19 protein-coding genes and 1 riboswitch are annotated in these 18,557 nt (G+C 70.3%); of the genes, 6 read left to right on the top strand and 13 right to left on the bottom strand.

Translation table 11 applies throughout. The annotated features are described in order from the left end of the window. Nucleotides 1-10: 10 nt before the first annotated feature. The 4 genes from ACIRB1_RS35775 to ACIRB1_RS35760 all read right to left on the bottom strand — a co-directional run bounded on the left by ACIRB1_RS35775 (nucleotide 11) and on the right by ACIRB1_RS35760 (nucleotide 2,509). Nucleotides 11-634, bottom strand: a complete 624-nt coding sequence (locus ACIRB1_RS35775) for a hypothetical protein (RefSeq protein ID WP_403468413.1) — start codon at nucleotides 632-634, stop codon at nucleotides 11-13. After that, entirely contained in the window at nucleotides 631-1,200 is a 570-nt protein-coding gene (locus ACIRB1_RS35770; protein WP_352178624.1) for a sigma-70 family RNA polymerase sigma factor, read from the bottom strand. The genes ACIRB1_RS35775 and ACIRB1_RS35770 overlap by 4 nt, the downstream gene beginning before the upstream one ends. A gap of 145 nt (nucleotides 1,201-1,345) precedes the next feature. Further along, a complete protein-coding gene (locus ACIRB1_RS35765) occupies nucleotides 1,346-1,762 on the bottom strand; it encodes a DUF5958 family protein (RefSeq protein ID WP_403468412.1) in 417 nt (138 codons plus the stop codon). Nucleotides 1,763-2,038: 276 nt separating this feature from the next. Next, a complete protein-coding gene (locus ACIRB1_RS35760) occupies nucleotides 2,039-2,509 on the bottom strand; it encodes a DIP1984 family protein (RefSeq protein ID WP_403468411.1) in 471 nt (156 codons plus the stop codon). Nucleotides 2,510-2,718: 209 nt separating this feature from the next. Here ACIRB1_RS35760 and ACIRB1_RS35755 point away from each other — a divergent pair, with 209 nt between their 5' ends. The 3 genes from ACIRB1_RS35755 to ACIRB1_RS35745 all read left to right on the top strand — a co-directional run bounded on the left by ACIRB1_RS35755 (nucleotide 2,719) and on the right by ACIRB1_RS35745 (nucleotide 6,451). Further along, nucleotides 2,719-3,177 carry a MarR family winged helix-turn-helix transcriptional regulator gene (locus ACIRB1_RS35755; RefSeq protein ID WP_403468410.1) on the top strand — a complete coding sequence of 153 codons (459 nt, stop codon included), beginning with the start codon at nucleotides 2,719-2,721 and terminating at the stop codon, nucleotides 3,175-3,177. A gap of 42 nt (nucleotides 3,178-3,219) precedes the next feature. Continuing rightward, a complete protein-coding gene (locus tag ACIRB1_RS35750; protein WP_403468409.1) occupies nucleotides 3,220-4,941 on the top strand; it encodes an MFS transporter in 1,722 nt (573 codons plus the stop codon). 211 nt (nucleotides 4,942-5,152) lie between these two features. Then, complete coding sequence (locus tag ACIRB1_RS35745) at nucleotides 5,153-6,451, top strand: acyltransferase family protein (protein ID WP_403468408.1); 1,299 nt, start codon at nucleotides 5,153-5,155, stop codon at nucleotides 6,449-6,451. Here ACIRB1_RS35745 and ACIRB1_RS35740 read toward each other — a convergent pair. Together ACIRB1_RS35740 and ACIRB1_RS35735 are read right to left on the bottom strand one after the other, a co-directional pair. Further along, nucleotides 6,393-7,655 (bottom strand): MFS transporter, encoded by a 1,263-nt coding sequence (locus ACIRB1_RS35740; protein WP_403468407.1) that lies wholly within the window; start codon nucleotides 7,653-7,655, stop codon nucleotides 6,393-6,395. The two genes, ACIRB1_RS35745 and ACIRB1_RS35740, sit on opposite strands and share 59 nt — an antisense overlap. A 207-nt stretch (nucleotides 7,656-7,862) precedes the next feature. Next, nucleotides 7,863-10,499, bottom strand: coding sequence for an alpha-L-rhamnosidase C-terminal domain-containing protein (locus ACIRB1_RS35735; protein ID WP_403468406.1), 2,637 nt, complete (start codon nucleotides 10,497-10,499; stop codon nucleotides 7,863-7,865). Nucleotides 10,500-10,939: 440 nt separating this feature from the next. Between ACIRB1_RS35735 and ACIRB1_RS35730 the strand changes: the two genes are divergently transcribed. Then, the gene (locus ACIRB1_RS35730; protein ID WP_403468405.1) at nucleotides 10,940-11,452 is read left to right on the top strand and encodes a GNAT family N-acetyltransferase; all 513 of its coding nucleotides are present in this window, start codon (nucleotides 10,940-10,942) and stop codon (nucleotides 11,450-11,452) included. 127 nt (nucleotides 11,453-11,579) lie between these two features. On the opposite strand, the gene gap is transcribed toward ACIRB1_RS35730, so the two are convergent. The 4 genes from gap to ACIRB1_RS35710 all read right to left on the bottom strand — a co-directional run bounded on the left by gap (nucleotide 11,580) and on the right by ACIRB1_RS35710 (nucleotide 14,319). Continuing rightward, nucleotides 11,580-12,578, bottom strand: a complete 999-nt coding sequence (gene gap, locus ACIRB1_RS35725) for a type I glyceraldehyde-3-phosphate dehydrogenase (RefSeq protein ID WP_352178615.1) — start codon at nucleotides 12,576-12,578, stop codon at nucleotides 11,580-11,582. Nucleotides 12,579-12,698: 120 nt separating this feature from the next. Further along, entirely contained in the window at nucleotides 12,699-13,655 is a 957-nt protein-coding gene (locus ACIRB1_RS35720) for a GlxA family transcriptional regulator (RefSeq protein WP_403468404.1), read from the bottom strand. Nucleotides 13,656-13,705: 50 nt separating this feature from the next. Beyond that, nucleotides 13,706-14,083, bottom strand: coding sequence for a toxin Doc (locus tag ACIRB1_RS35715; RefSeq protein WP_352178613.1), 378 nt, complete (start codon nucleotides 14,081-14,083; stop codon nucleotides 13,706-13,708). Next, nucleotides 14,083-14,319: a hypothetical protein gene (locus tag ACIRB1_RS35710; RefSeq protein WP_328931106.1), complete on the bottom strand. Its 237-nt coding sequence runs from the start codon at nucleotides 14,317-14,319 to the stop codon at nucleotides 14,083-14,085. The genes ACIRB1_RS35715 and ACIRB1_RS35710 overlap by 1 nt, the downstream gene beginning before the upstream one ends. A 286-nt stretch (nucleotides 14,320-14,605) precedes the next feature. Between ACIRB1_RS35710 and ACIRB1_RS35705 the strand changes: the two genes are divergently transcribed. Both ACIRB1_RS35705 and ACIRB1_RS35700 read left to right on the top strand, forming a co-directional pair. After that, entirely contained in the window at nucleotides 14,606-15,385 is a 780-nt protein-coding gene (locus tag ACIRB1_RS35705) for an SDR family NAD(P)-dependent oxidoreductase (RefSeq protein WP_403468403.1), read from the top strand. 133 nt (nucleotides 15,386-15,518) lie between these two features. After that, nucleotides 15,519-16,322 carry an SAM-dependent methyltransferase gene (locus ACIRB1_RS35700; RefSeq protein ID WP_403468402.1) on the top strand — a complete coding sequence of 268 codons (804 nt, stop codon included), beginning with the start codon at nucleotides 15,519-15,521 and terminating at the stop codon, nucleotides 16,320-16,322. A 2-nt stretch (nucleotides 16,323-16,324) separates the two neighbouring features. On the opposite strand, the gene ACIRB1_RS35695 is transcribed toward ACIRB1_RS35700, so the two are convergent. The 3 genes from ACIRB1_RS35695 to ACIRB1_RS35685 form a co-directional block, all read right to left on the bottom strand. Next, nucleotides 16,325-16,999 carry a DUF1707 domain-containing protein gene (locus tag ACIRB1_RS35695; protein ID WP_403468401.1) on the bottom strand — a complete coding sequence of 225 codons (675 nt, stop codon included), beginning with the start codon at nucleotides 16,997-16,999 and terminating at the stop codon, nucleotides 16,325-16,327. A 178-nt stretch (nucleotides 17,000-17,177) separates the two neighbouring features. Further along, a complete protein-coding gene (locus ACIRB1_RS35690; RefSeq protein ID WP_403468400.1) occupies nucleotides 17,178-18,044 on the bottom strand; it encodes a CbtA family protein in 867 nt (288 codons plus the stop codon). A gap of 36 nt (nucleotides 18,045-18,080) precedes the next feature. Continuing rightward, a complete protein-coding gene (locus ACIRB1_RS35685) occupies nucleotides 18,081-18,296 on the bottom strand; it encodes a CbtB domain-containing protein (RefSeq protein ID WP_403468399.1) in 216 nt (71 codons plus the stop codon). A 33-nt stretch (nucleotides 18,297-18,329) separates the two neighbouring features. Then, nucleotides 18,330-18,491, bottom strand: a riboswitch (cobalamin riboswitch). Nucleotides 18,492-18,557 lie beyond the last annotated feature (66 nt).

The raw sequence follows: 18,557 nt of genomic DNA, 5'->3' as shown, positions 1-18,557 counted from the left end.
GCGGGCGGGGTCACTTGGCGAAGGCATGGCGGAACTTGGCGATGGTCTCGGGCGAGGCGCCGTTCGCGCCGCACGGCGGGACGACGCCGTCCTTGGCGCCCAGGATGTAGTGCTCGCCCTCCGAGAACGTCAGTGTCTCCGGGACCGTGGTGTCGGCGACGAGCACGACCGTCTCGGCGCCGCCGCCCTTGAACCACTCGTCGACGTGGAACGTGACCGCCGCGTCCTTGACGGAGGTGACCGTGCCCGCGAAGAGGGTCGGGTACGCGCCCAGTGTCTCGGGGGTCGGCTCCATGCACTTGGCGGAACCGCCCGCGGCGGTGAGGCGCAGCGCACCGGCCGGGGCCGAGGTACTCGTCGCGGCCGAACGGCCGTTGCCTTCACCGTTGTTGGCCATGATTCCTCCCGCGACGCCGCCGCCGAGGACGAGCAGCGCGCCGGCCGCCGCGAGTCCGACAAGGTGACGGCGTCCCCATCCCGCGGTGGTCGCGGCGACGGCGGCGGTCGCCGACTGAAGTGCGGTGTCGGTGTGCAAGGTGGCCTCCACAAGGCGGTCGATGTCGGGCGGCGGAGCAAGGCGGGTCCGTGCCGGGTCCGCGGACTTCAGCCGGGCCAGCAACTCGTCGTCATTCACTGACTGCTCCTTCCTTCATCCCCTGTGTGTCCGGGCCGTCCGGCATCCTTTCGCTCCAGCTGTGCGGCGAGTCGCGCCTTCGCCCGGTGGAGCCGGATACTCACCGCGTTCGCGGTCAGCCCGGTCGCCTCCGCGATCTGCCGGGGCGCCAGCCCCTCCCAGGCCCACAGCCGCACCACCTCGCGGTCCAGTGCCCCGAGGGCGTCGAGGGCGGCATGCAGCTCGCTGTGATCGGCGTCCGCCGCCGGAGCGTCCACCTGGGTCCGGATCAACCGCTCCACCAGCCGGAGCCTGCGGCCGTCGGCTCGGCGGGCGTTCGCGAGACACCCGCGCGCCACGCCGTAGCACCACGGCAGCACGTCAGCGGGATCAGGCACCGGGTCCGCCCCGAGCCCTGGCACGTCGTCGATCCGGCGCCACAGCACGAGCATCGTCTCCGACAGGACGTCCTCGACCAGGTCGGCGCCCGTGCGGCGCAGCAGATACCGGTGCAGCGGTTCCACCACCAGGCGCGCCAGTCCTTCGAAGCGCGCCCGCCGCATCCGGCGCGCTTCCTGTTCCGTCATGGATTCCACACCCCGTACTGTCCGGCAGCGGCCGGTTCCTTTCAGCGTCCGGCGCGGACAAGGCGGTTGGTCACAGGGGGCTGGGCCAGCTTGAGCGCGCGTTCCCCTGTGGTCGCTGGCCGCGTAGGGGCGACAGCACGAGGAATCAGCTCAGCGTTTCGGTAAGAGCGTCGGCGGACAGGCGGTGCCATGCGTGGGCGCAACCGTCGGAACAGAAGCGTTCCCGTCGGCGCCCGTCGGCGACGGCCAGCACCGCGATCAGCAGCCGGAATGACTTGAGGCGCTCGTCGTGGGGAGTGAGGCCGGCGATCTTCCCGAGTTGCTCGTCGATCCGCCCTCGTGCGATCAGAACCGCCGGTGTGTGCGTGGCGCGAAGTCCGGCACGTCGGATACCTTCCCGGCCGTCCTCGGTGGTGGCGCGGGCCTGAAGGCAGAAGTGCGACAGGAGGCGCAGGGTGGTGGACTGCTCTTCGGCGGAGAGGCTCTCGAACCACTCGATGCCCTGTGACATCGGCCGAAGGTCCTGGACGAGTTCGTTGAGGGTGACGTGCGGATCGGCCATGCGCATACCCCCGTTGCGCTCGGATCGCCGTCGTCCATGATGCCGCGATGTGGAAAGCCCCGAACCCGCCCTCACCGCTTCGGATCTGCACGTGGTGATGTGCTGTGCGATGTGCACCTTTACCTGTACGCCGTGCTGAGCTGCGCTGTTGATGGGGAGTCGAACCCCGCGTTGCTCTTCACGCACCAGGAGTGGGCTGGAAAACCGCCGGCCCTCGGTGTGTGCACGCCTCCGAAGCGGCTACCCGCTCCACATCGTCGCTGTCTGCCGGACTGCTCAGTCCAGCAGATCCACCTCCCAGTTCGTGCGCTGGATCCGCACATCGACCTCGCGGATCTCCCGCGCGAGAACATCGGCCTGACCGCGCAGTTCCGCGACCGGAAGCGCGGAGAGCATCATCAGCTCGGATCGGAGTTGCCGACCGTATCCCCGCTCGCCGCTACCGGCCGCCGCGTCCGCCGCCGCAGTGACCACAGAGTGACGCAACCGCAGGACATCCCGGCGGGCGAGAGCATCGGTGAGCGTGCCGTCGGCGCCCATGTCCACGGTGGCATTGGTCCGGTTGATCCGCCGGATCAACGATTCCAGATCGCCCAGCACCTCACCGACCTCGGCCAACAACTGAGCGGCGTCCTCGGCGGGTACCTCACCCTCCTGATACCGCGCACTGCTGACGACGCGTGCTCTCAACTGCTCCACACGGCGCGTCGCTTCCGCACGTTCTGCCAGTGCCTCGGCAAGCTTCACTGCGTCCCCTCCCCTCCATGAGTTCGCACGAGTATACGAGTGCGAACCAGCTCGTCCGCACCTGGATTTCGCTCCGAAGGAGCCCTGACCAGCCACGGGAGTGAGAGCGGACAGCCGCCCGGAGCGCCACGAAAGAGAGTCCGGCGCGACGGGACGACGATCCACGCCGACATCTTGTTTCAATCTACATCTAAGTACATAATGGCGTTATGCATAAGCGGGTTATGAATCCGGCGCCCCCCGAGACCTCGCCGGAGGAGCTGATCATCGCTGTCGAGCGGATGGTCCGTTACGTCCGTCGGAGCGCCGTCACCGGTGGTCTGAGCATGGCCGCCTCCGCCGTGCTCGGGCGCCTCGGGCGTGAGGGACCGTGCCGTCTGACCGACCTGGCCCGGGCCGAGGGCGTCTCCCAGCCGAACATGACGCAGCTCGTCACCCGGCTGGAGCGCGCCGGTCTGGTCCGGCGCACCGCGGACAGCAGCGACGGCCGGGGCGTCCTCGTGGAGGCGACCGGAGCGGGCCTTGAGGTCTCCCGGCAGCGGCGCGCCGAACGCGCCCACGCCCTCGACCTGCTCATCGAGGAACTGAGCGAGCCGGAACAAGAGGCGGTGCGGATCGCCCTCCCGGCCCTCGCCCGCGCGATCCAGGACCGTCACGACCGGGCCTGACGTCGCCGCATCCCCCTTCAACTCCCTGGAGGACAAGCACACATGAGCGCACCAAACGGATCTGCGGCCGGCCCGTTCCGGCAGCCCAAGGCTGTCTGGGCCGTCGCGTTCGCCTGTGTCATCTCGTTCATGGGCATCGGGCTCGTCGACCCGATCCTGCCCGCCCTGGCCAAGAGCCTGCGTGCCACGCCGAGCCAGGTCTCCCTGCTGTTCAGCAGCTATCTGATCGTGACGGCGGTGGCGATGCTGTTCGTGGGCTGGTTCTCCAGCCGCTTCGGCGCCAAGCGCACCCTCGTCACCGGCCTCGCGGTCATCGTGGTCTTCGCCGCCTTGGCCGGCACCTCTGGTTCCATCAACGGAATCGTCGGCTTCCGCGCCGGCTGGGGCCTCGGCAACGCCCTGTTCATCGCCACCTCCCTGGCCGTCATCGTCGCGTCGGCCAGCGGCGGGTTCGGCGGCGCGATCATCCTGTACGAGACGGCACTCGGCCTCGGGATCGCCGTAGGGCCGCTGCTCGGCGGCGAGTTGGGCGGCATCAGCTGGCGCGGCCCGTTCTTCGGCGTCGCGGTCCTCATGGCCGTAGCCCTGATCGCCACGGTCCTGTTCGTGCCGGATCTGCCCAAGCCCGCGCGGGTCACCTCGCCCCTCGCCCCACTGAAGGCGCTGCGCCACCGGGGTCTGCTGACGATGGGCGTCATGGCGCTCCTCTACAACTGGGGCTTCTTCACGATGCTCGGCTACGCCCCGTACCCCATGGAGCTGGACGCCCACCGGCTCGGTCTCGTGTTCACCGGGTGGGGTCTGCTCGTGGCCGCGTTCAGCGTGTTCTTCGCCCCGCGCCTCCAGGCCCGGTTCGGCACCGCGCCCGTCCTCTACGTCAATCTCGTCGGCCTCGCCGTGGTGATGGCGGTGATAGCGGCGGGTGTCGCCACGCCGACCGTGGTCATCGTGGCGGTCATCGTCAGCGGCGCGTTCATCGGCATCAACAACACCCTGACCACGCAGGCCGTCATGCTGGTCTCGCCGGTGGACCGCCCGGTCGCCTCCTCCGCGTACGGCTTCCTGCGCTTCATCGGCGGCGGCCTCGCCCCGTACGTGGCGGGCAAGCTCGCCGACGCCACCGATCTGAGCGTGCCCTTCTATCTGGGCGCCGCCACCTTCCTGCTCGCCGTCCCGGTGCTGGCCAGCGGCGACGGACTGCTCCGGCAGGCCGAACAGCACGGCGGCGAGGGCGAGTCCGTCGCCCCGACGCTGATCCCCGTGGGCCGCGCCGCCCGGGACACCACACCTCCCGTCATCGTCGCCGTGGCCGCCCACGAACGGGCCGCCGCCATCGTCGACGCCGCGGCCCGGCTCGCCCGCGACACGCACAGCCCGCTGGAGGTCGTACATGTCCAACTGACCGCCGTGGTCGAGGAACAGGCCTCCGACACGGAGACCCAACACGAGGCCCGCGCCGCCGTCACCGCCCACCTCGACCGCCTCGCAGGACAGGGCGTCATCGCGAGCGGCCAGATCCTCACCACCGTCGGCGACCACACCGCCGCGGGCCGCGTCCTGGCCCGGCACGCCGCCGACACCGGCGCCCGCGCGATCGCCGTAGGCCGCTCACCGCACGGCCCTCTCACCCAGTTCGCGGAAGGCAGCTTCACCACCGCCCTCACCCACGCGGCCACCTGCACGGTCGTCCTCGTCGCCCCCGACACCGCACCCCGCCCCCTGACGTCGGCGACCCTGCCTGCCCTGCGCGACGGGGCGGCCTGAGCGACACCCCGCCCGGGCAGCGACCAACGGGCCCGCCACACACACTCCTTCGGTGTCCCCGAGACCGCGCGGTCGCCCGGCGACCAGCGGTGCCTCGCCACGATCTGCCGGGGAACTGACCGCCGTGAGCCGTCGTCCGAATGGCCGCCCGAGTCTGAACGCAGCATGAGAATGTGTGTGAGCCCCGCAGACCTGGGCAGACGCGGCCGATATGAGCACCCTGGAGCGGAGCACGGCGGACGACGTCACGGAACAGAGCCCTGATGTGCGGGCGGCGGCGCCGCTCGAACCCGTGTCGAGGACACGGGGCAGAGGCGGCGGGCGGGGCTTTTCGTCGGTGCCGCGCGGTGGTGGGCGGGTGGCGGGGCTCGACGGGCTGCGGACGGTCGCCGTGGTGCTGGTGATCGTCTATCACGTGCGGCCGGAGCTGATCCCGGGTGGCTCGATCGGCGTGGACGTCTTCTTCACGATCAGCGGTTTCGTCATCACGCGGGTGCTGGTCGGCGAGTACGCCCGTACCGGTGGCATCGGACTGTGGTCGTTCTACAAGCGCCGCTGGCAGCGGCTGATGCCGGCCCTGCTGGTGATGTGCGCGGTGACCGCCCTGCTGTCGGTGGCGTTCGCGCTGCCGTTGTTCCGCGGGGCCTGGGTCGCGGCGGCGCTGGCGGCGGGGTCGGTGGTCAATCTCGTACGGGCCGGGAATTCCGGGACGTACTCGGATCTCACCGCGCCGCTCAGCCACACCTGGTCCCTGGGCGTGGAGGAGCAGTTCTACTTCGCCTGGCCGCTTCTGCTGCTCGTCCTGCTGCGGCGCGCGACCGCTCGCGCCGTCCTCGCCTGGGTCGGGGTGCTGTGCGTCCTGCCGGTGCTCTGGCGGACGGTGCTGTGGGATCCGTCGGCCGCGCACCGGATCTACAACGGCCCCGACACCCGCGCCGATCAACTCCTCGTCGGCGCACTGCTGGCCCTCGTCCTGGCCCGGCTCCGCGCCGACGACCCCCGCCTCGCTGCGCTGCGCCGCTGGGCGGGCCGCCTGTGCTGGCCCGCCCTCGCGCTGCTGGGGCTGATTGCCTGGCAGGTCCCGATCACCGAGGTGAGCGCATGGAACCCCGTCTGGTACACGGTCGGTTTCCTGGCTGCCGCCCTGCTGACGGCCTGCGTCGTCGCCGCGCTGGAACTGTGCCCCCGCTCCTGGCCGACCCGCCTGCTGTCCCTCTCGACGCCGGTCTGGATCGGACGCAACCTCAGCTACGGGATGTACCTGTGGCACTACCCCGTCATCCGTCTGCTGCACGACCTCGGTGTGGTCGGCGACGCCCTGCTCCCCGCGGGTCTCGCGGCCACGTTCGCCGCGGCCCTCGCCTCGTACGCCCTCGTCGAACGGCCTCTGCTACGACGCGGCCGACCGTCCCGCACCGTGAAGGCGGACCTCGCCGCGACGGCCGTCCGGCCTATGCAGGGTCCGCCGCCGCAGTACTTGGCGCTTCCGTCCCCGTACTGCCGAACCTGATCCCCTTGGCCTCCTTGCCGATCGCGCTCAGCACAATCACCAGTGCCAGCGCGGGAGTCACGGTCCACGCCATCGCCACCGGATAGCCGTGGTGCTCGGCGATGGCTTCCTGGATCGGGAGGTTGAGGGCGGCGATCAGGTTGCCGAGCTGGTAGGTGACCCCGGGATAGAAACCCCGGATCGTGTCCGGGCTCATCTCGGTCAGGTGCGCGGGGATGACACCCCACGCGCCCTGGACGCACAGCTGCATCAGGAAGGACGAGAGCATCAGCCAGCCCACGGCGGTGGACAGCACGAAGAACGGAACCACGACCAGGCCGGCCGCCGCCGCGATCATGATCGTACGGCGGCGCCCCAGCCGTTCCGAGTACGCCCCGAGGACCATGCCGCCGATGATGGCGCCGATGTTGTAGACCACGGCGATCGCGATCGAGGTGTCCGGGGACAGGCCCAGGCCCTTCTTCACGAAGGTCGGGTAGATGTCCTGAGTGCCGTGCGACATCCAGTTGAAGGCGGTCATCAGCGCCACCAGGTACACGAACCGCCGCAGTACGGCGGGGTTCTTGAACACCTGGTAGGGCGGGGTGCGGTTGAGTTTGACGCTCTTCTCCCACACCTCGCTCTCCTCCACCCGGGAGCGCACCCACAGCGAGACCAGCGCGGGCACCAGGCTGAAGGCGAACAACCCCCGCCAGCCGAAGGCGGGTTCGATGACGAAGAACGCCACGGCCGCGAGCAGATAGCCCAGCGAGTAGCCGCTCTGCAGCAGGCCCGACCAGAAACCGCGCCGGTCGGCCGGAATCTTCTCCATCGCGAGCGCCGCGCCCAGACCCCACTCGCCGCCCATGCCGATTCCGTACAGCAGACGCAGCACCAGCAGCACGGTGTAGTTCGGGGCGAAGGCGCAGGCGAAGCCGATGACCGAGTAGAAGGCGACGTCGACCATGAGGGGGGTGCGGCGGCCCTTGCGGTCGGCCCACAGGCCGAAGAGGAGGGCGCCGACCGGTCGCATCATGAGGGTGGCCGTGGTGAGGAAGGCCATGTCGGTGAGGGAGACATGGAAGTCGTCGGCGATCTCGCTGTAGACGAGGACGACGAGGAAGTAGTCGAAGGCGTCCATCGCCCAGCCCAAGTAGGCGGCGACGAAGGCGTTGCGCTGATCCCTGGTGAGTCCCGCTGCCTGCTCCCGGACGGTGTTCAGCATCCCGGCCCTCCCTCGGTCCGCAGGTCAGGCTAGGTGCGCACGGCGGGGCGGGCAACGCAAGGACAGGCAAAACACCCGCCACAACCAGCCAAAGGAGCACCCTGTTCACGGGCCCCACGCCAAGTCCTCACAGACGGCGCCGCCCAGGAGGGTTGAGCCCGATGCGCCCGCCGGCAGCGAGCGCGTCAAGGCACCATACGGACAAGGTCAGTTGCCGCGCCGCTCGGCTACGAAGCTGTGGTCCCCGGCGCCCAGTCCCGACACCGTGACCGTCCCGTCCACCACGCCCACGTCACGGCTCGACGCCCGCCGGCCGTCCCAGAGCGTCTGCCGGCCGCGGCTCACCCGCAGACCGCGTGCGTCGCCGGGAAGGACGACCACGCCCTCGGTGTGCCGGGGCACCCGGACGGTGAGCCGGAAGACACGGGCACCGTTCTCCCACTCGACACCCAAGGGGCCCTGCGGGGTGGGGAGTTGGCCCGTCGCCCAGTCGACCCCGGCGGGCTGCGGGCGTACCTCCCAGGTGGCGAATCCGGGTGAGGTCGGGCGGGCGCCCAGCAGGTTGTTGGTCAGCGCCGGCAGGACACCGGTGGACCAGCCGTGGGCCATGCTGGTGTACGCGTCCTCGTACAGGGACCCGTTGGGGCCGATGCCCTCCCAGTGGGTGATGCCGGGGTCGTTCTTGTCCATCCAGCCGTACGTACGCCGGATCTGGTCGAGCGCGGACTCGCCCTGGCCGCTCAGGAAGCGGGCCTCGATCTCCGGGTAGGAGGTGAAGGCGTAGACCCGCTGGGAGGCCTGGTCGAAGAGGGTGTCGTTGTCCATGAAGGCGTTGCCGTACGGCCGTTTCGTCGTCGCGTCGAGATGCGCGAGCGCGGAGGCGGCGCGGGCCGGGTCGGCGATACCGGTGACGACGGCGAGGGAGTTGCCGTCCTGCGCGTGCCGTACCGCGCCCGTCCCGGAGTCGAGGTAGGCGCCCGCATCCGCGTCCCACAGCAGGGAGTTGACGGCCTGCGCGACCTTGTCGGCCCGCGTGCTCCAGCGTGCGGCGTCGGCCTTCTGCCCGAGCAGGCGGGCCAACTGGGCGGCGTTCCGCAGGGCTTGGACGTAGAGCGCGTTGTGGTAGGTGACGCGGCCCGTGCGGCCCAGGAAGGCGTAGTCGCCGTAGCCGCCGGTGCCGTTGAGGCCCTTGCTCAGCAGGCCGGCGTCGTCCGTGACGCTCGGGTACCAAGTGTCCAGCACCTTGAGCAGGTTGGGGTAGTAGCGGGTCGCGTACTGCCGGTCCCCGGTGTAGAGGACGTAGTCCCAGCTGCACGTGACCCAGTACAGGGGATAGTCGAAGAGCGGCAAGGTGTAGTTGCCGATGGAGGCGGGCGGGATCCAGCCGTCGGCGCGCTGGTGGTCGGCGAGATCGGCCAGGACGTTGCGGGCGGCGTCCGCCGCGTCGTCGTGGGTGAGGTAGAGGGTGCGCGCGGAGACCGCGAGGTCGCCGACGTACGGGTCGCGGTCGCGCTTGGCACCGTCCTGGAGGACCAACTTCCCTTCCAGCGTGACGCTCCACGCGTTGCGGGGGTCTACGTCGTCCTGACGGAAGGTGTCGGTGACGAGTTCGTTGGTGTACGCGGCGCCGTACCAGTAACGATTCAACTCGTCGTCGGAGCACAGGAACCAGCCGCCATAGGTGCTCGGCGTGCCGACGTAGGCGGTGAACTCGAGTGCCACGGAGTCGATTTCGACCATGCCCCAGGGCTGGGCGGCGGGGCTGTCCGCGGCGAGCGCGTCGAGGCTGATCTTGAGGTAGCGGAATCCGTGCAGGCCGTCCGCGAAGACCTTGTCTCCGGCCTGGAAGCCTTTGTGGTCGGTCCAGTTGGCTCCCTTGGCCGGCACCGCGAACTGGTCCGTGCCCTGTCCCGCGCCGCCCGCCTGGTCGGAGCGGGTGAAGTCCGAGCGGTCGGTGAGGAATTGGCGGGTCTCGGAGAACGCGACGCGTACGCCCGGGGAGTTGGCGGAGGCCGAGGTGAACTTGATCCGCGGGTAGCCGACGACGACCTTGCCGAAGTCCACGGTGACGCTCGGCACGGGTATCGGTTCGACCGGCGCGGGCCAGACCTCGTTGACGCGGGTGAAGTTGCCGTGCGAGGTGTCCTGCGCGTGCGTCACCGTGATGCGGACGCGGTCGGTGCTGACCTTCTCCGCGAACGGGACGGCCTTTTGCACCGCGTCGTTGCCGGTGACCGTGGCGGCGGTGTGCCAGTCGCCGCCCGTCCACACGTCGACGGTCCAGTCGGTCGGGACGCCGTCGCTGTTGGAGATCACGGTGATGCCCTGAAGGGCCGTGACCTGGGGCGTGGTGATGGTGAGGACGTCGGGGAAGACGCCGAGCGTGTCGTCGTTCCAGAAGGTGTCCGGGTTGCCGTCGATCGCGTTGGAGGCGTCGTAGGTGCGCGGCTGTCCGTCGTTGCCGTTGTTGCCCGCGTGCGCCGACGAGGCCTCGGCCGTGGTGCCGGCGGGCCAGGCCGGAGCCGCCGCGGGCTGCGGGCGCCGCAGGACGGATCTCGCCCCGCCCGGCTTCAGCAGCCCGTCGGCGTTCTTCACGTCCCCGGTCGTCGTGACGATCCGCACCGGGCGGACCGTACGCGAGGACGGCCCCTGCACGTACCGGTGCCAACCCTTGGAGCGGAGCGGTGAGTTGCCGTTGCCGGAAGCGGAGTCTCCCGCTGCGGGAAGCGCCACCGCCGAGGGAAGTCCGGTGGAGAGGGACACCGCCGTGAGTCCCGCGGCACCCGCAGCGGCCAGGGTCGTGCGACGGGAGATGCCCTTGTCCGGTGTGCTGTTCGACGACATGCTGTCCCCTTGAGCGGCAGTGGATTGAATCGTTTCACTCGGCAGCTGCGTGGTGACGGTATCTCGAACACCGGATGCCCGTACAGCGTTGGGACAGAAGTAGGGGCGGGAGCCGAACTGATCCGCCGGGCTCTCCGCACCCGCCCGGGGCTCATCGCCCGCCGGGCCGGGCGCCCGACCTGTGCCTTCGCCGTGACCGACCAGCACCCTCGACAAGCGCTCCGGCTTGCGACCCTTACGACTTCAGGCCGATGTGGCCCACGGGGCGGGCGGGATTCAATGGCGCATATGTCCAACGAGGTCGCATGCCCGCAGTGCCATCAAGCCTTCGACACCGGCGCTTTCGGTGATTCAGGCGATCCCGGTGACTCCAGCGAGGTACGCCCGGTCGATCCCGGCGTGGTGCGCCGGTGACCAACTCCCCGAACAGGTAAAGGAAGATGCCCGAACTACAGTTGCTCCGCGCCGAGCACGCCCCGGCGGTGCTGGCCTTCGAGTCCGCGAACCGCGCCTACTTCGCCACCACGATCTCCGACCGCGGCGACGCCTACTTCGACCAGTTCACCGCCGGGTTCGAGGCGCTGCTGGCCGAGCAGGAGGCCGGCGTCTGCGCCTTCTACGTGCTCGTCGGCGAGGACGGTTCGGTCCTCGGCAGATTCAACCTGTACGACATCGGCGAGGAGCACACGGCGGACCTCGGCTACCGGGTGGCGCAGCACGTGGCCGGTCAGGGCGTGGCGACGTCAACGGTCAAGGAACTGTGCCGACTTGCGGCGACGCGGCACGCCCTGCGCACGCTCAGAGCGGCCACCTCCCACGACAACATCGCATCCCAGAAGGTGCTGACCAAGGCGGGCTTCACGCCGGTCGGCCCCGCCGACCCGTCCGACATCGGCGGCAAGCACGGCATGTGGTACCAGCGCGATGTGCAGGCCGGGAAGCGCGATGCGTAGGCCGGGAGCGGTCACCCCGGTGACCAAGTCACCGATGCCGAGCCCGAGTCGACGGGCCCGGCGATGCGCTGTGGGCACGGGGGCGACACCACCCGTGCCCTGACGATCCGTACGGCCGCGCGGTCGGTCAGCCCGCGGCGAGGAGTTCGAGCGTGTCGATCACGCGGTTGGAGAAGCCCCACTCGTTGTCGTACCAGGCGACGACCTTGATGTGGCGGCCGTCGACGCGGGTGAGCGCGGAGTCGAAGATCGACGAGGCCGGGTTGCCGGTGATGTCGGAGGAGACCAGCGGGTCGTCGGAGTACTCGAGGACGCCCGCGAGGGGGCCCTCTGCGGCGGTGCGGTAGGCCGCGAGCACGTCCTCGCGGGTCACGTCGCGGGCGACGGTGGTGTTGAGTTCGACGATCGAGCCCACCGGGACGGGCACGCGGATCGAGTCGCCCGACAGCTTGCCGTCGAGGTTCGGCAGCACATGGCCGATCGCCTTGGCCGCGCCCGTCGTGGTCGGCACGATGTTGACCGCGGCGGCACGGGCCCGGCGCGCGTCGCGGTGCGGGCCGTCCTGGAGGTTCTGCTCCTGCGTGTAGGCGTGCACGGTGGTCATGAACCCGTGCTCGATACCGGCGAGTTCGTCGAGCACCGCGGCGAGGGGTGCCAGCGCGTTGGTGGTGCAGGAGGCGTTCGAGACGATGGTGTGCGTGGCCGGGTCGTAGGCGTCGGTGTTGACCCCGTACGCGAGTGTGACGTCGGCGCCGTCGGAGGGCGCGCTGACGAGGACCTTGCGCGCGCCCGCGTCGAGGTGGGCCCGGGCGGCCTTGGCGGAGGTGAAACGGCCGGTGGCCTCAAGCACGAGGTCCACCTCGAGCTCGGCCCACGGCAGGTCCGCCGGCTCGCGCTCGGCGAGGACCTTGATGCGGCGGCCGTCGACGACGAGGGTGTCCCCGTCGACGGTCACCGGACGGCCGAGCCGGCCGGACGTCGTGTCGAAGGCGAGCAGCCGGGCCAGCGTCGCGGGCTCCGTCAGGTCGTTGACGGCGACGACCTCCAGGTCGCTGTCGCGCTCCAGCAGGGCGCGCAGCACATTGCGTCCGATGCGGCCGAATCCGTTGATGGCAATGCGAGTCATGAGTGATGTCCCTTCGGTATGCCACCAGGCTCGCGCACGGCGTCCGGGCCGGACAGTGGCGTGATCGCCATGGTTCAAAAGGATCCCGCCACGCCGTGGGACAGGTGGGACAGAGCGCGGCTACTCCCCCTGGGCGAAGGTCCGCCGGTACTCGCTCGGCGTCGTGCCCAGGAGTCGGTGGAAGTGCAGGCGCAGGTTCGCGCCGGTGCCGAGGCCGACGTCGGCGGCGATCTGCTCGACGCTGCGCTCGGAGCGTTCGAGCAGTTCGCGGGCCATGTCGACGCGGGCGCGCATGACCCACTGCATCGGGGTGTAGCCGGTCTCGTCGACGAAGCGGCGCGAGAAGGTGCGCGGTGAGACGGCGGCCTGCCGGGCCAGTGTCTCCAGGGTGAGAGGTTCGCCGAGCCGGTGCAGCGCCCACTCGCGGGTGGCGGCGAACCGTTCACCGAGCGGCTCGGGCACGCTGCGCGGCACGTACTGGGCCTGGCCGCCGCTCCGGTAGGGGGCCGCGACCAGGCGCCGGGCCGCGTGGTTGGAGGCGGCCACTCCGAGGTCGCCGCGCAGGATGTGCAGGCACAGGTCGATGCCGGAGGCGGCGCCGGCCGAGGTGAGCACGCTGCCCTCGTCGACGAACAGGACGTTCTCGTCGACCCGGACGAGCGGGTACTTCGTGGCGAGCGCCCGCGTGTAGTGCCAGTGCGTCGTGGCGCGCTTTCCGTCGAGCAGCCCGGTGGCGGCGAGCGCGAAGGCGCCGGTCGAGATCGCGGCGAGCCGCGCGCCCCGCTCGTGCGCGGCGATCAGGGCGTCGAGCACGGCCTGCGGCGGGTCCTCCCGGTCCGGAAACCGGTAGCCGGGCAGGAACACGATGTCGGCCCAGGTCAGCGCGTCGAGACCGTCGGCGACGTGGTACGAGAGCCCGTCTCCCCCGGTCACCAGTCCCGGGGCCGCGCCGCACAGCCGCACCTCGTACGGCATGCTCGCCCGCGTCGTGAAGACCTGCGCGGGGATGCCGACGTCGAGCGGCTTGGCGCCTTCGAGCACGAGGACGGCGACACGACGCAGACGGGCGGTGGACACGGGGACAGCCTACGCAGGACGCCCGGGGTGCCGTACCGCCCCGCCGCAGGTCAGACCTTCCACGAGCGCAATTGGTCGGCCACGGCGAGCACCCCGACACGAGTGTCGCGGATCTTGCGCACGAGGTCGGAGAGGGCGCCGTAGGGCGGGTCGATGCCCTCGCCGGACTGGCCCATGTACTGCGCGGCGACGAACGCGGCGTAGAGGCTGTTGCGGTGCGGCAGCGGTTCCAGGCGCACGATGGTGTGCATGAGCGCGGCGGCCCGCCAGGCGGCGTCCGGGTCGGCCGCGGCGAGGGTCGGCAGCTTCGTCCTGTGCCGGGATACGGCGGCCACGAGCGCGGAGTAGTCCGACACGGACATGTCCTCGTGGCCGAGGGCGGCCTCCTGGACGTCGAGCAGCCAGGAGACGTCGATGTACAGCTGCATCAGGCGGCCGCGGCCCCGCCACGCTCGGAAGGCGGCACCTCGTCGGGAAACGCGTCGTCGAACTCCCCGCGCAACCGCTCGGCCCACGCGGACGCCCCCGCGACGAACCGACCGCGCTGCATCTCGCGCACGCCGAGGTCGTGCAGATACTGCTTGAGGCTCTTCCCCTCAGCCGCGGCGGCGGCCCGCACTCCCTCGAGTTCCTCTTCGGTGAAGGACACATTCAGCGATGGCATAAGGCGATGGTACCTAGTTGGTGCCGCCGGGGGGAGGGGTGGGGCGGCGGAGGGGTTCCGGCGGGGGCGGGGGTCGGCCGTCTGCGCCCGGTGAGGGGTACGAGGGGTGCCCGTTCGCGACCGGCGAGGGGAACGAGGAGTGTCCCTTCGGGTCCGGCGAAAGAAGCACGGCGCTGTGTGCCCGGTCCGGTGGCGAGGTACTCCGGCCCAACGCACCGAACCGCCCACCCGCCTCCGACCAGGGGCCCCAGGGGCATCCGCCCCAGCCGCCGCCTAGGCTGCGGGGATGATCTCTCGCGACTACCTCTCCGAACTCTTCTCCCTCGACGGCAAGGTCGCCGTGGTGACAGGCGGCAGCTCCGGCATCGGGCGGGCGGCTGCCGGGGCGCTCGCGCGGGCCGGGGCGAGTGTCGTCGTCGTGGCGCGCAGGGAGCGGGAACTGGCCGCCACGGTCGACGAGTTGACGGCTGAGGGCTGCCGGGCCGCGTGGGTGAGTGCCGATCTGGGGACACGGGACGGCGTCCGGGCGGCGGCGGACGCGGCGGCCGAGGTGTTCGGGGAGCCGGACATTCTCGTGAACAGTGCCGGCATCAACCTGCGCCCGCCGCTGGGTGAGTTGAGCGAGGACGTGTGGGATACCACGATGTCCCTGAACCTGGAGGCCCCCCACCTGCTGAGCCGGCGCTTCGGCCCCGGCATGGCCGAGCGCGGCTTCGGCCGGATCATCCACATCACCTCCCAGCAGGCACACCGCGCGTTCGCGCAGAGCGGCGCGTACGGCGTCTCCAAGGGCGCGTTGGAGTCCCTGGCCCGCTCCCAGGCCGAGGCGTGGTCCCCGCACGGCGTCACCTGCAACACCCTGGTCCCGGGTTTCGTAATGACCCCGCTCAACGAACGGCTGTCCTCCGACCCGGAGATGGTGGCGTCCCTGGCCGCCCGAACCCTGATCGGCCGCAACGGCCTCGCCGAGGACTTCGCCGGTGCGACGGTCTTCCTGGCGAGCCGCGCCTCCGCGTACGTCACCGGGCAGTCGATGTTCGTGGACGGTGGATTCTCCGCGCACTGAGGCCAGTTGGGAACGGCATGGTCGTAGAAGGCGCGCCGCGGGACTGCAAGGCAATGAGGTTCGCGGTCCGGGCCCCCGGCGGTACGGTCACCGGGACGCGGGAACTGGTTCGCTACACCACGGGAGAACCGACGTGACAGACGCAGGCTTCGACGCGGCCGGATTAGACACCGGCAAGCCCCAATCGGCCCGTATGTACGACTACTTCCTCGGCGGCAAGGACAACTACCCCGTGGACGCGGCCGCCGCCGAGAAGGTCATCTCGTTGTTCCCCGCCGTCCGGGAGATGGCGAGGGTGAACCGCGACTTCATGCACCGCGCCTCCCGGTCGCTGGCCGAGCGGGGAATCCGCCAGTTCCTGGACATAGGCACCGGGATACCGACCCGGCCGAACCTCCACCAGGTGGTCCAGGGCATCAACCCCAGCGCCCGCGTGGTCTACGCGGACAACGACCCGATCGTCCTCCGGCACGCCGAGGCGCTCCTCCACAGCACACCGGAGGGCAGCACCAGCTACATCCAGGCCGATGTGCGCGAGCCGGGAAAGATCCTCGCGGCGGCCAAGGACACCCTGGACTTCGCGCAGCCCGTCGCCCTGTCCCTGGTAGCGCTTCTGCACCTGGTCGCCGACGAGGACGATCCCCGACGCATCGTCGCCGAACTCCTCGACTCCCTTGCCCCCGGCAGCTATCTGGCTCTCTCCCACGCGACCGGGGACTTCGATCCGGAGACCTGGCAGCGCGTCGTCGAGGTCTACCGCCAGGGCGGCACCACCGCACAGGTACGGTCGCGCGACGAATTCGCCGGTTTCTTCACGGGACTTGAGCTCATCGCCCCCGGCATAGCACTCGCCGCGGACTGGCACCCCGAGCCGGGTGGACAACCCGGGCGGAGCGACCGGATCCCGTTGTACGTCGGGGTGGCCCGGAAGCCGTAGGACTACTCGGCCCGGTGCGAGGAGCCGTTCCCGGCGGGCCTGCGGAGCAGCCACTGCCCGAACGTCCGGCGGGGCGGCCGTACCACCACACGGCCGTGTGCCTTCAGCCCGACCAGTTCCACGCGCAGGAGGACCGGTGTGTCCGGACTCACCGGCGTCCGGCGGTACTTGACCCCGCTGTGCACGAGTTGCAGACCATCGGTGTCGACCACGACACCCGGCCTCGTGATCAGCGTCAGGGTCTTTCCCGTCATGCCCACTTCGATCCGCAGGGTGTCGTGCGTGATCACCGCGTCGGTGAAGTCGAGGGTCACCTCGCAGTAGGTCACGGCGAGTTCGAGCTTGCGCGGTACCACCCAGCGGCCCACGCGCTCGATCGGGCCGCTGTGGACCTGCTCGATCCTGACCACGTCCTTGGCCGCCGCTCCCGTGCCGCCGACCGTCGCCGACACGGGCGGAAGGTCGGCGGTGAGCCCGGCCAGTTGACCCAACGTCCGTGCCGACAGGGCGACTTCCAGCCGCTCGTCCAGCTCGTCCGCGGTCAGCAGGCCGTCCCCCGCCGCGACCCGCAGCAGCTCCACCACCCGGTCCCGGTCCGCATGCGAGGCCCGCAGCTCGGGCGACGGGCCGGAGCCGCTGCCGGATTCCCTCCCGGTGGGCGAAATCTCTCCCGACATGCTTCCGTCCCGCTCCTGTCCGACGACACCACGCACGCGGTCGGCGGCGCGAGCAGAAGACTAACGCCGTATCCCGGCACGTGTCCGGGCCGGTCGACCCAACTGCCGTGGCCCTACGGCGAGAACGGCGGGCGCGGTGATCTCGTCGATCACCGCGCCCGCCGTGGAAGGGAGTTCGTCACGCCGGAACGGGGTCCGGCTCCTGTGAGGGGGTGTTCGCGCCCGGTCGCGCGGGGTTGAGAAGGCGCTCGGCGAGGGGGGCGAAGATCAGGCCCAGGGCGGTCCAGAGGATCAACTGCGCCGCGAGTGAGTAGAAGCGGAAGGTGTAGAGCACGTCCGCCGGGAAGCCCGGATAGACGATGTTGCCCTTGGAGTCCTTCAGCGGGAGCGGCGTCTCGGTGGCCTGGTTGCCGAAGTTGGCCTTGTTGTATGAGAGATGGCCCAGCTGCGGCAGGAGCAGCATCACGATCCCGATCGCGACGACGAACGCGGCGCCCGCGAGCAGGGTCGCGTTCCAGTTGCCGTAGCGCTTCTGAAGGTGCTTGCCGAGGTAGACGGCGCCCGCGAGGAGGGCGACCGAGCAGACGACCATGATCAAGTAGAGGGCGCTGCGCTGCTTGATGGTCTCTTCGTGGCCGATCGCGGGCGGGTTCGCCGGGTACTTCAGGAACGGCACGAGGTACATGCCGAGGAAGCCGCCGCCGGCGACGAGGAGGGCGAGGTTGCGGGCCCTGATGCCTCCCGTGCGGCCGAGGCAGACCGTGTACGCGACGGCGAACAGGGCGCCCATCGCCATGCCGAAGAAGACCATGCCGACGCCGATGCCGACGTTGGCCTGGATCGTGCGGCTGAACAGGTCCGGCTCCACCGCCTCGACGGGGAGGCCGGCCGACTTGTCCAGGGCGCTCTGCGCGGCGTCACGGCCGCTCTCGTAGTCGATGGCCTTCGCGATCTGCGGCTCGGCGAATATCCGCGCGAACACGAACGCGAGCAGGCCCGCCACCGCGCCGGCGAGTATGCCGCGCAGGATGAGCTTCTTTTCCATGTCGAGTTGTCCGAACGTCCAGGTGCCGGCGGAGTGTCAGTGGCAGGGGAAGCCCAGGAAGTGCCGGGCGTCGTGGACGAACTCGTGGACGTGCGTGTCGTTGCCGAACACCGACACCGCACCCTGGTCCACACCGATGAAGTAGTAGATCGCCAGCGCGACCAGAGCCGTGCCGACCAGCCAGAGAATCGACTTGGACACCGGCAGGACGACCGGCGTGGACACCGGACGGGATGTGGAAATGCTGCTCACAGTGAGCCCTCCTTCGGGATCGTGCGTCCCTTGCGTGTACGGGCGAGTGAGGGCTCAGTGTCTGACTCGCCAGCCACCTCGCGGCGGCGGGCTCACAGTGGCGCGACCGTGCTGGAATCTCACCAGCTTCCTTATGCCTTCACTACAGGGGGAGAGTACGGCGCGTCTCTCCGCACCGTCAATCAGGCCTCTTCCCTTTGAGGCTCCGACTGCCGCCGCGGCCACGGCTGTTGTCGGGCGCCCGTGACCCGAATCGCGGTG

It is taken from the genome of Streptomyces sp. NPDC096013 (genome assembly GCF_044763565.1).
In the GTDB taxonomy this organism is placed as follows: Bacteria; Actinomycetota; Actinomycetes; order Streptomycetales; family Streptomycetaceae; genus Streptomyces.
The sequence above is the reverse complement of the archived record's forward strand: the minus strand, read 5'-3'. Positions and strand labels throughout refer to the sequence as shown.

Coding starts and splice junctions, on each gene's coding strand:
- ACIRB1_RS35705 (WP_403468403.1), top strand. CDS start 14,606: ATGATCTCTCGCGACTACCTCTCCGAACTCTTCTCCCTCGACGGCAAG.
- ACIRB1_RS35695 (WP_403468401.1), bottom strand. CDS start 16,999: ATGTCGGGAGAGATTTCGCCCACCGGGAGGGAATCCGGCAGCGGCTCC.
- ACIRB1_RS35710 (WP_328931106.1), bottom strand. CDS start 14,319: ATGCCATCGCTGAATGTGTCCTTCACCGAAGAGGAACTCGAGGGAGTG.
- ACIRB1_RS35765 (WP_403468412.1), bottom strand. CDS start 1,762: ATGGCCGATCCGCACGTCACCCTCAACGAACTCGTCCAGGACCTTCGG.
- ACIRB1_RS35715 (WP_352178613.1), bottom strand. CDS start 14,083: ATGCAGCTGTACATCGACGTCTCCTGGCTGCTCGACGTCCAGGAGGCC.
- ACIRB1_RS35750 (WP_403468409.1), top strand. CDS start 3,220: ATGAGCGCACCAAACGGATCTGCGGCCGGCCCGTTCCGGCAGCCCAAG.
- ACIRB1_RS35690 (WP_403468400.1), bottom strand. CDS start 18,044: ATGGAAAAGAAGCTCATCCTGCGCGGCATACTCGCCGGCGCGGTGGCG.
- ACIRB1_RS35745 (WP_403468408.1), top strand. CDS start 5,153: ATGAGCACCCTGGAGCGGAGCACGGCGGACGACGTCACGGAACAGAGC.
- ACIRB1_RS35735 (WP_403468406.1), bottom strand. CDS start 10,499: ATGTCGTCGAACAGCACACCGGACAAGGGCATCTCCCGTCGCACGACC.
- ACIRB1_RS35730 (WP_403468405.1), top strand. CDS start 10,940: ATGCCCGAACTACAGTTGCTCCGCGCCGAGCACGCCCCGGCGGTGCTG.
- ACIRB1_RS35755 (WP_403468410.1), top strand. CDS start 2,719: ATGCATAAGCGGGTTATGAATCCGGCGCCCCCCGAGACCTCGCCGGAG.
- ACIRB1_RS35740 (WP_403468407.1), bottom strand. CDS start 7,655: ATGCTGAACACCGTCCGGGAGCAGGCAGCGGGACTCACCAGGGATCAG.
- gap (WP_352178615.1), bottom strand. CDS start 12,578: ATGACTCGCATTGCCATCAACGGATTCGGCCGCATCGGACGCAATGTG.
- ACIRB1_RS35770 (WP_352178624.1), bottom strand. CDS start 1,200: ATGACGGAACAGGAAGCGCGCCGGATGCGGCGGGCGCGCTTCGAAGGA.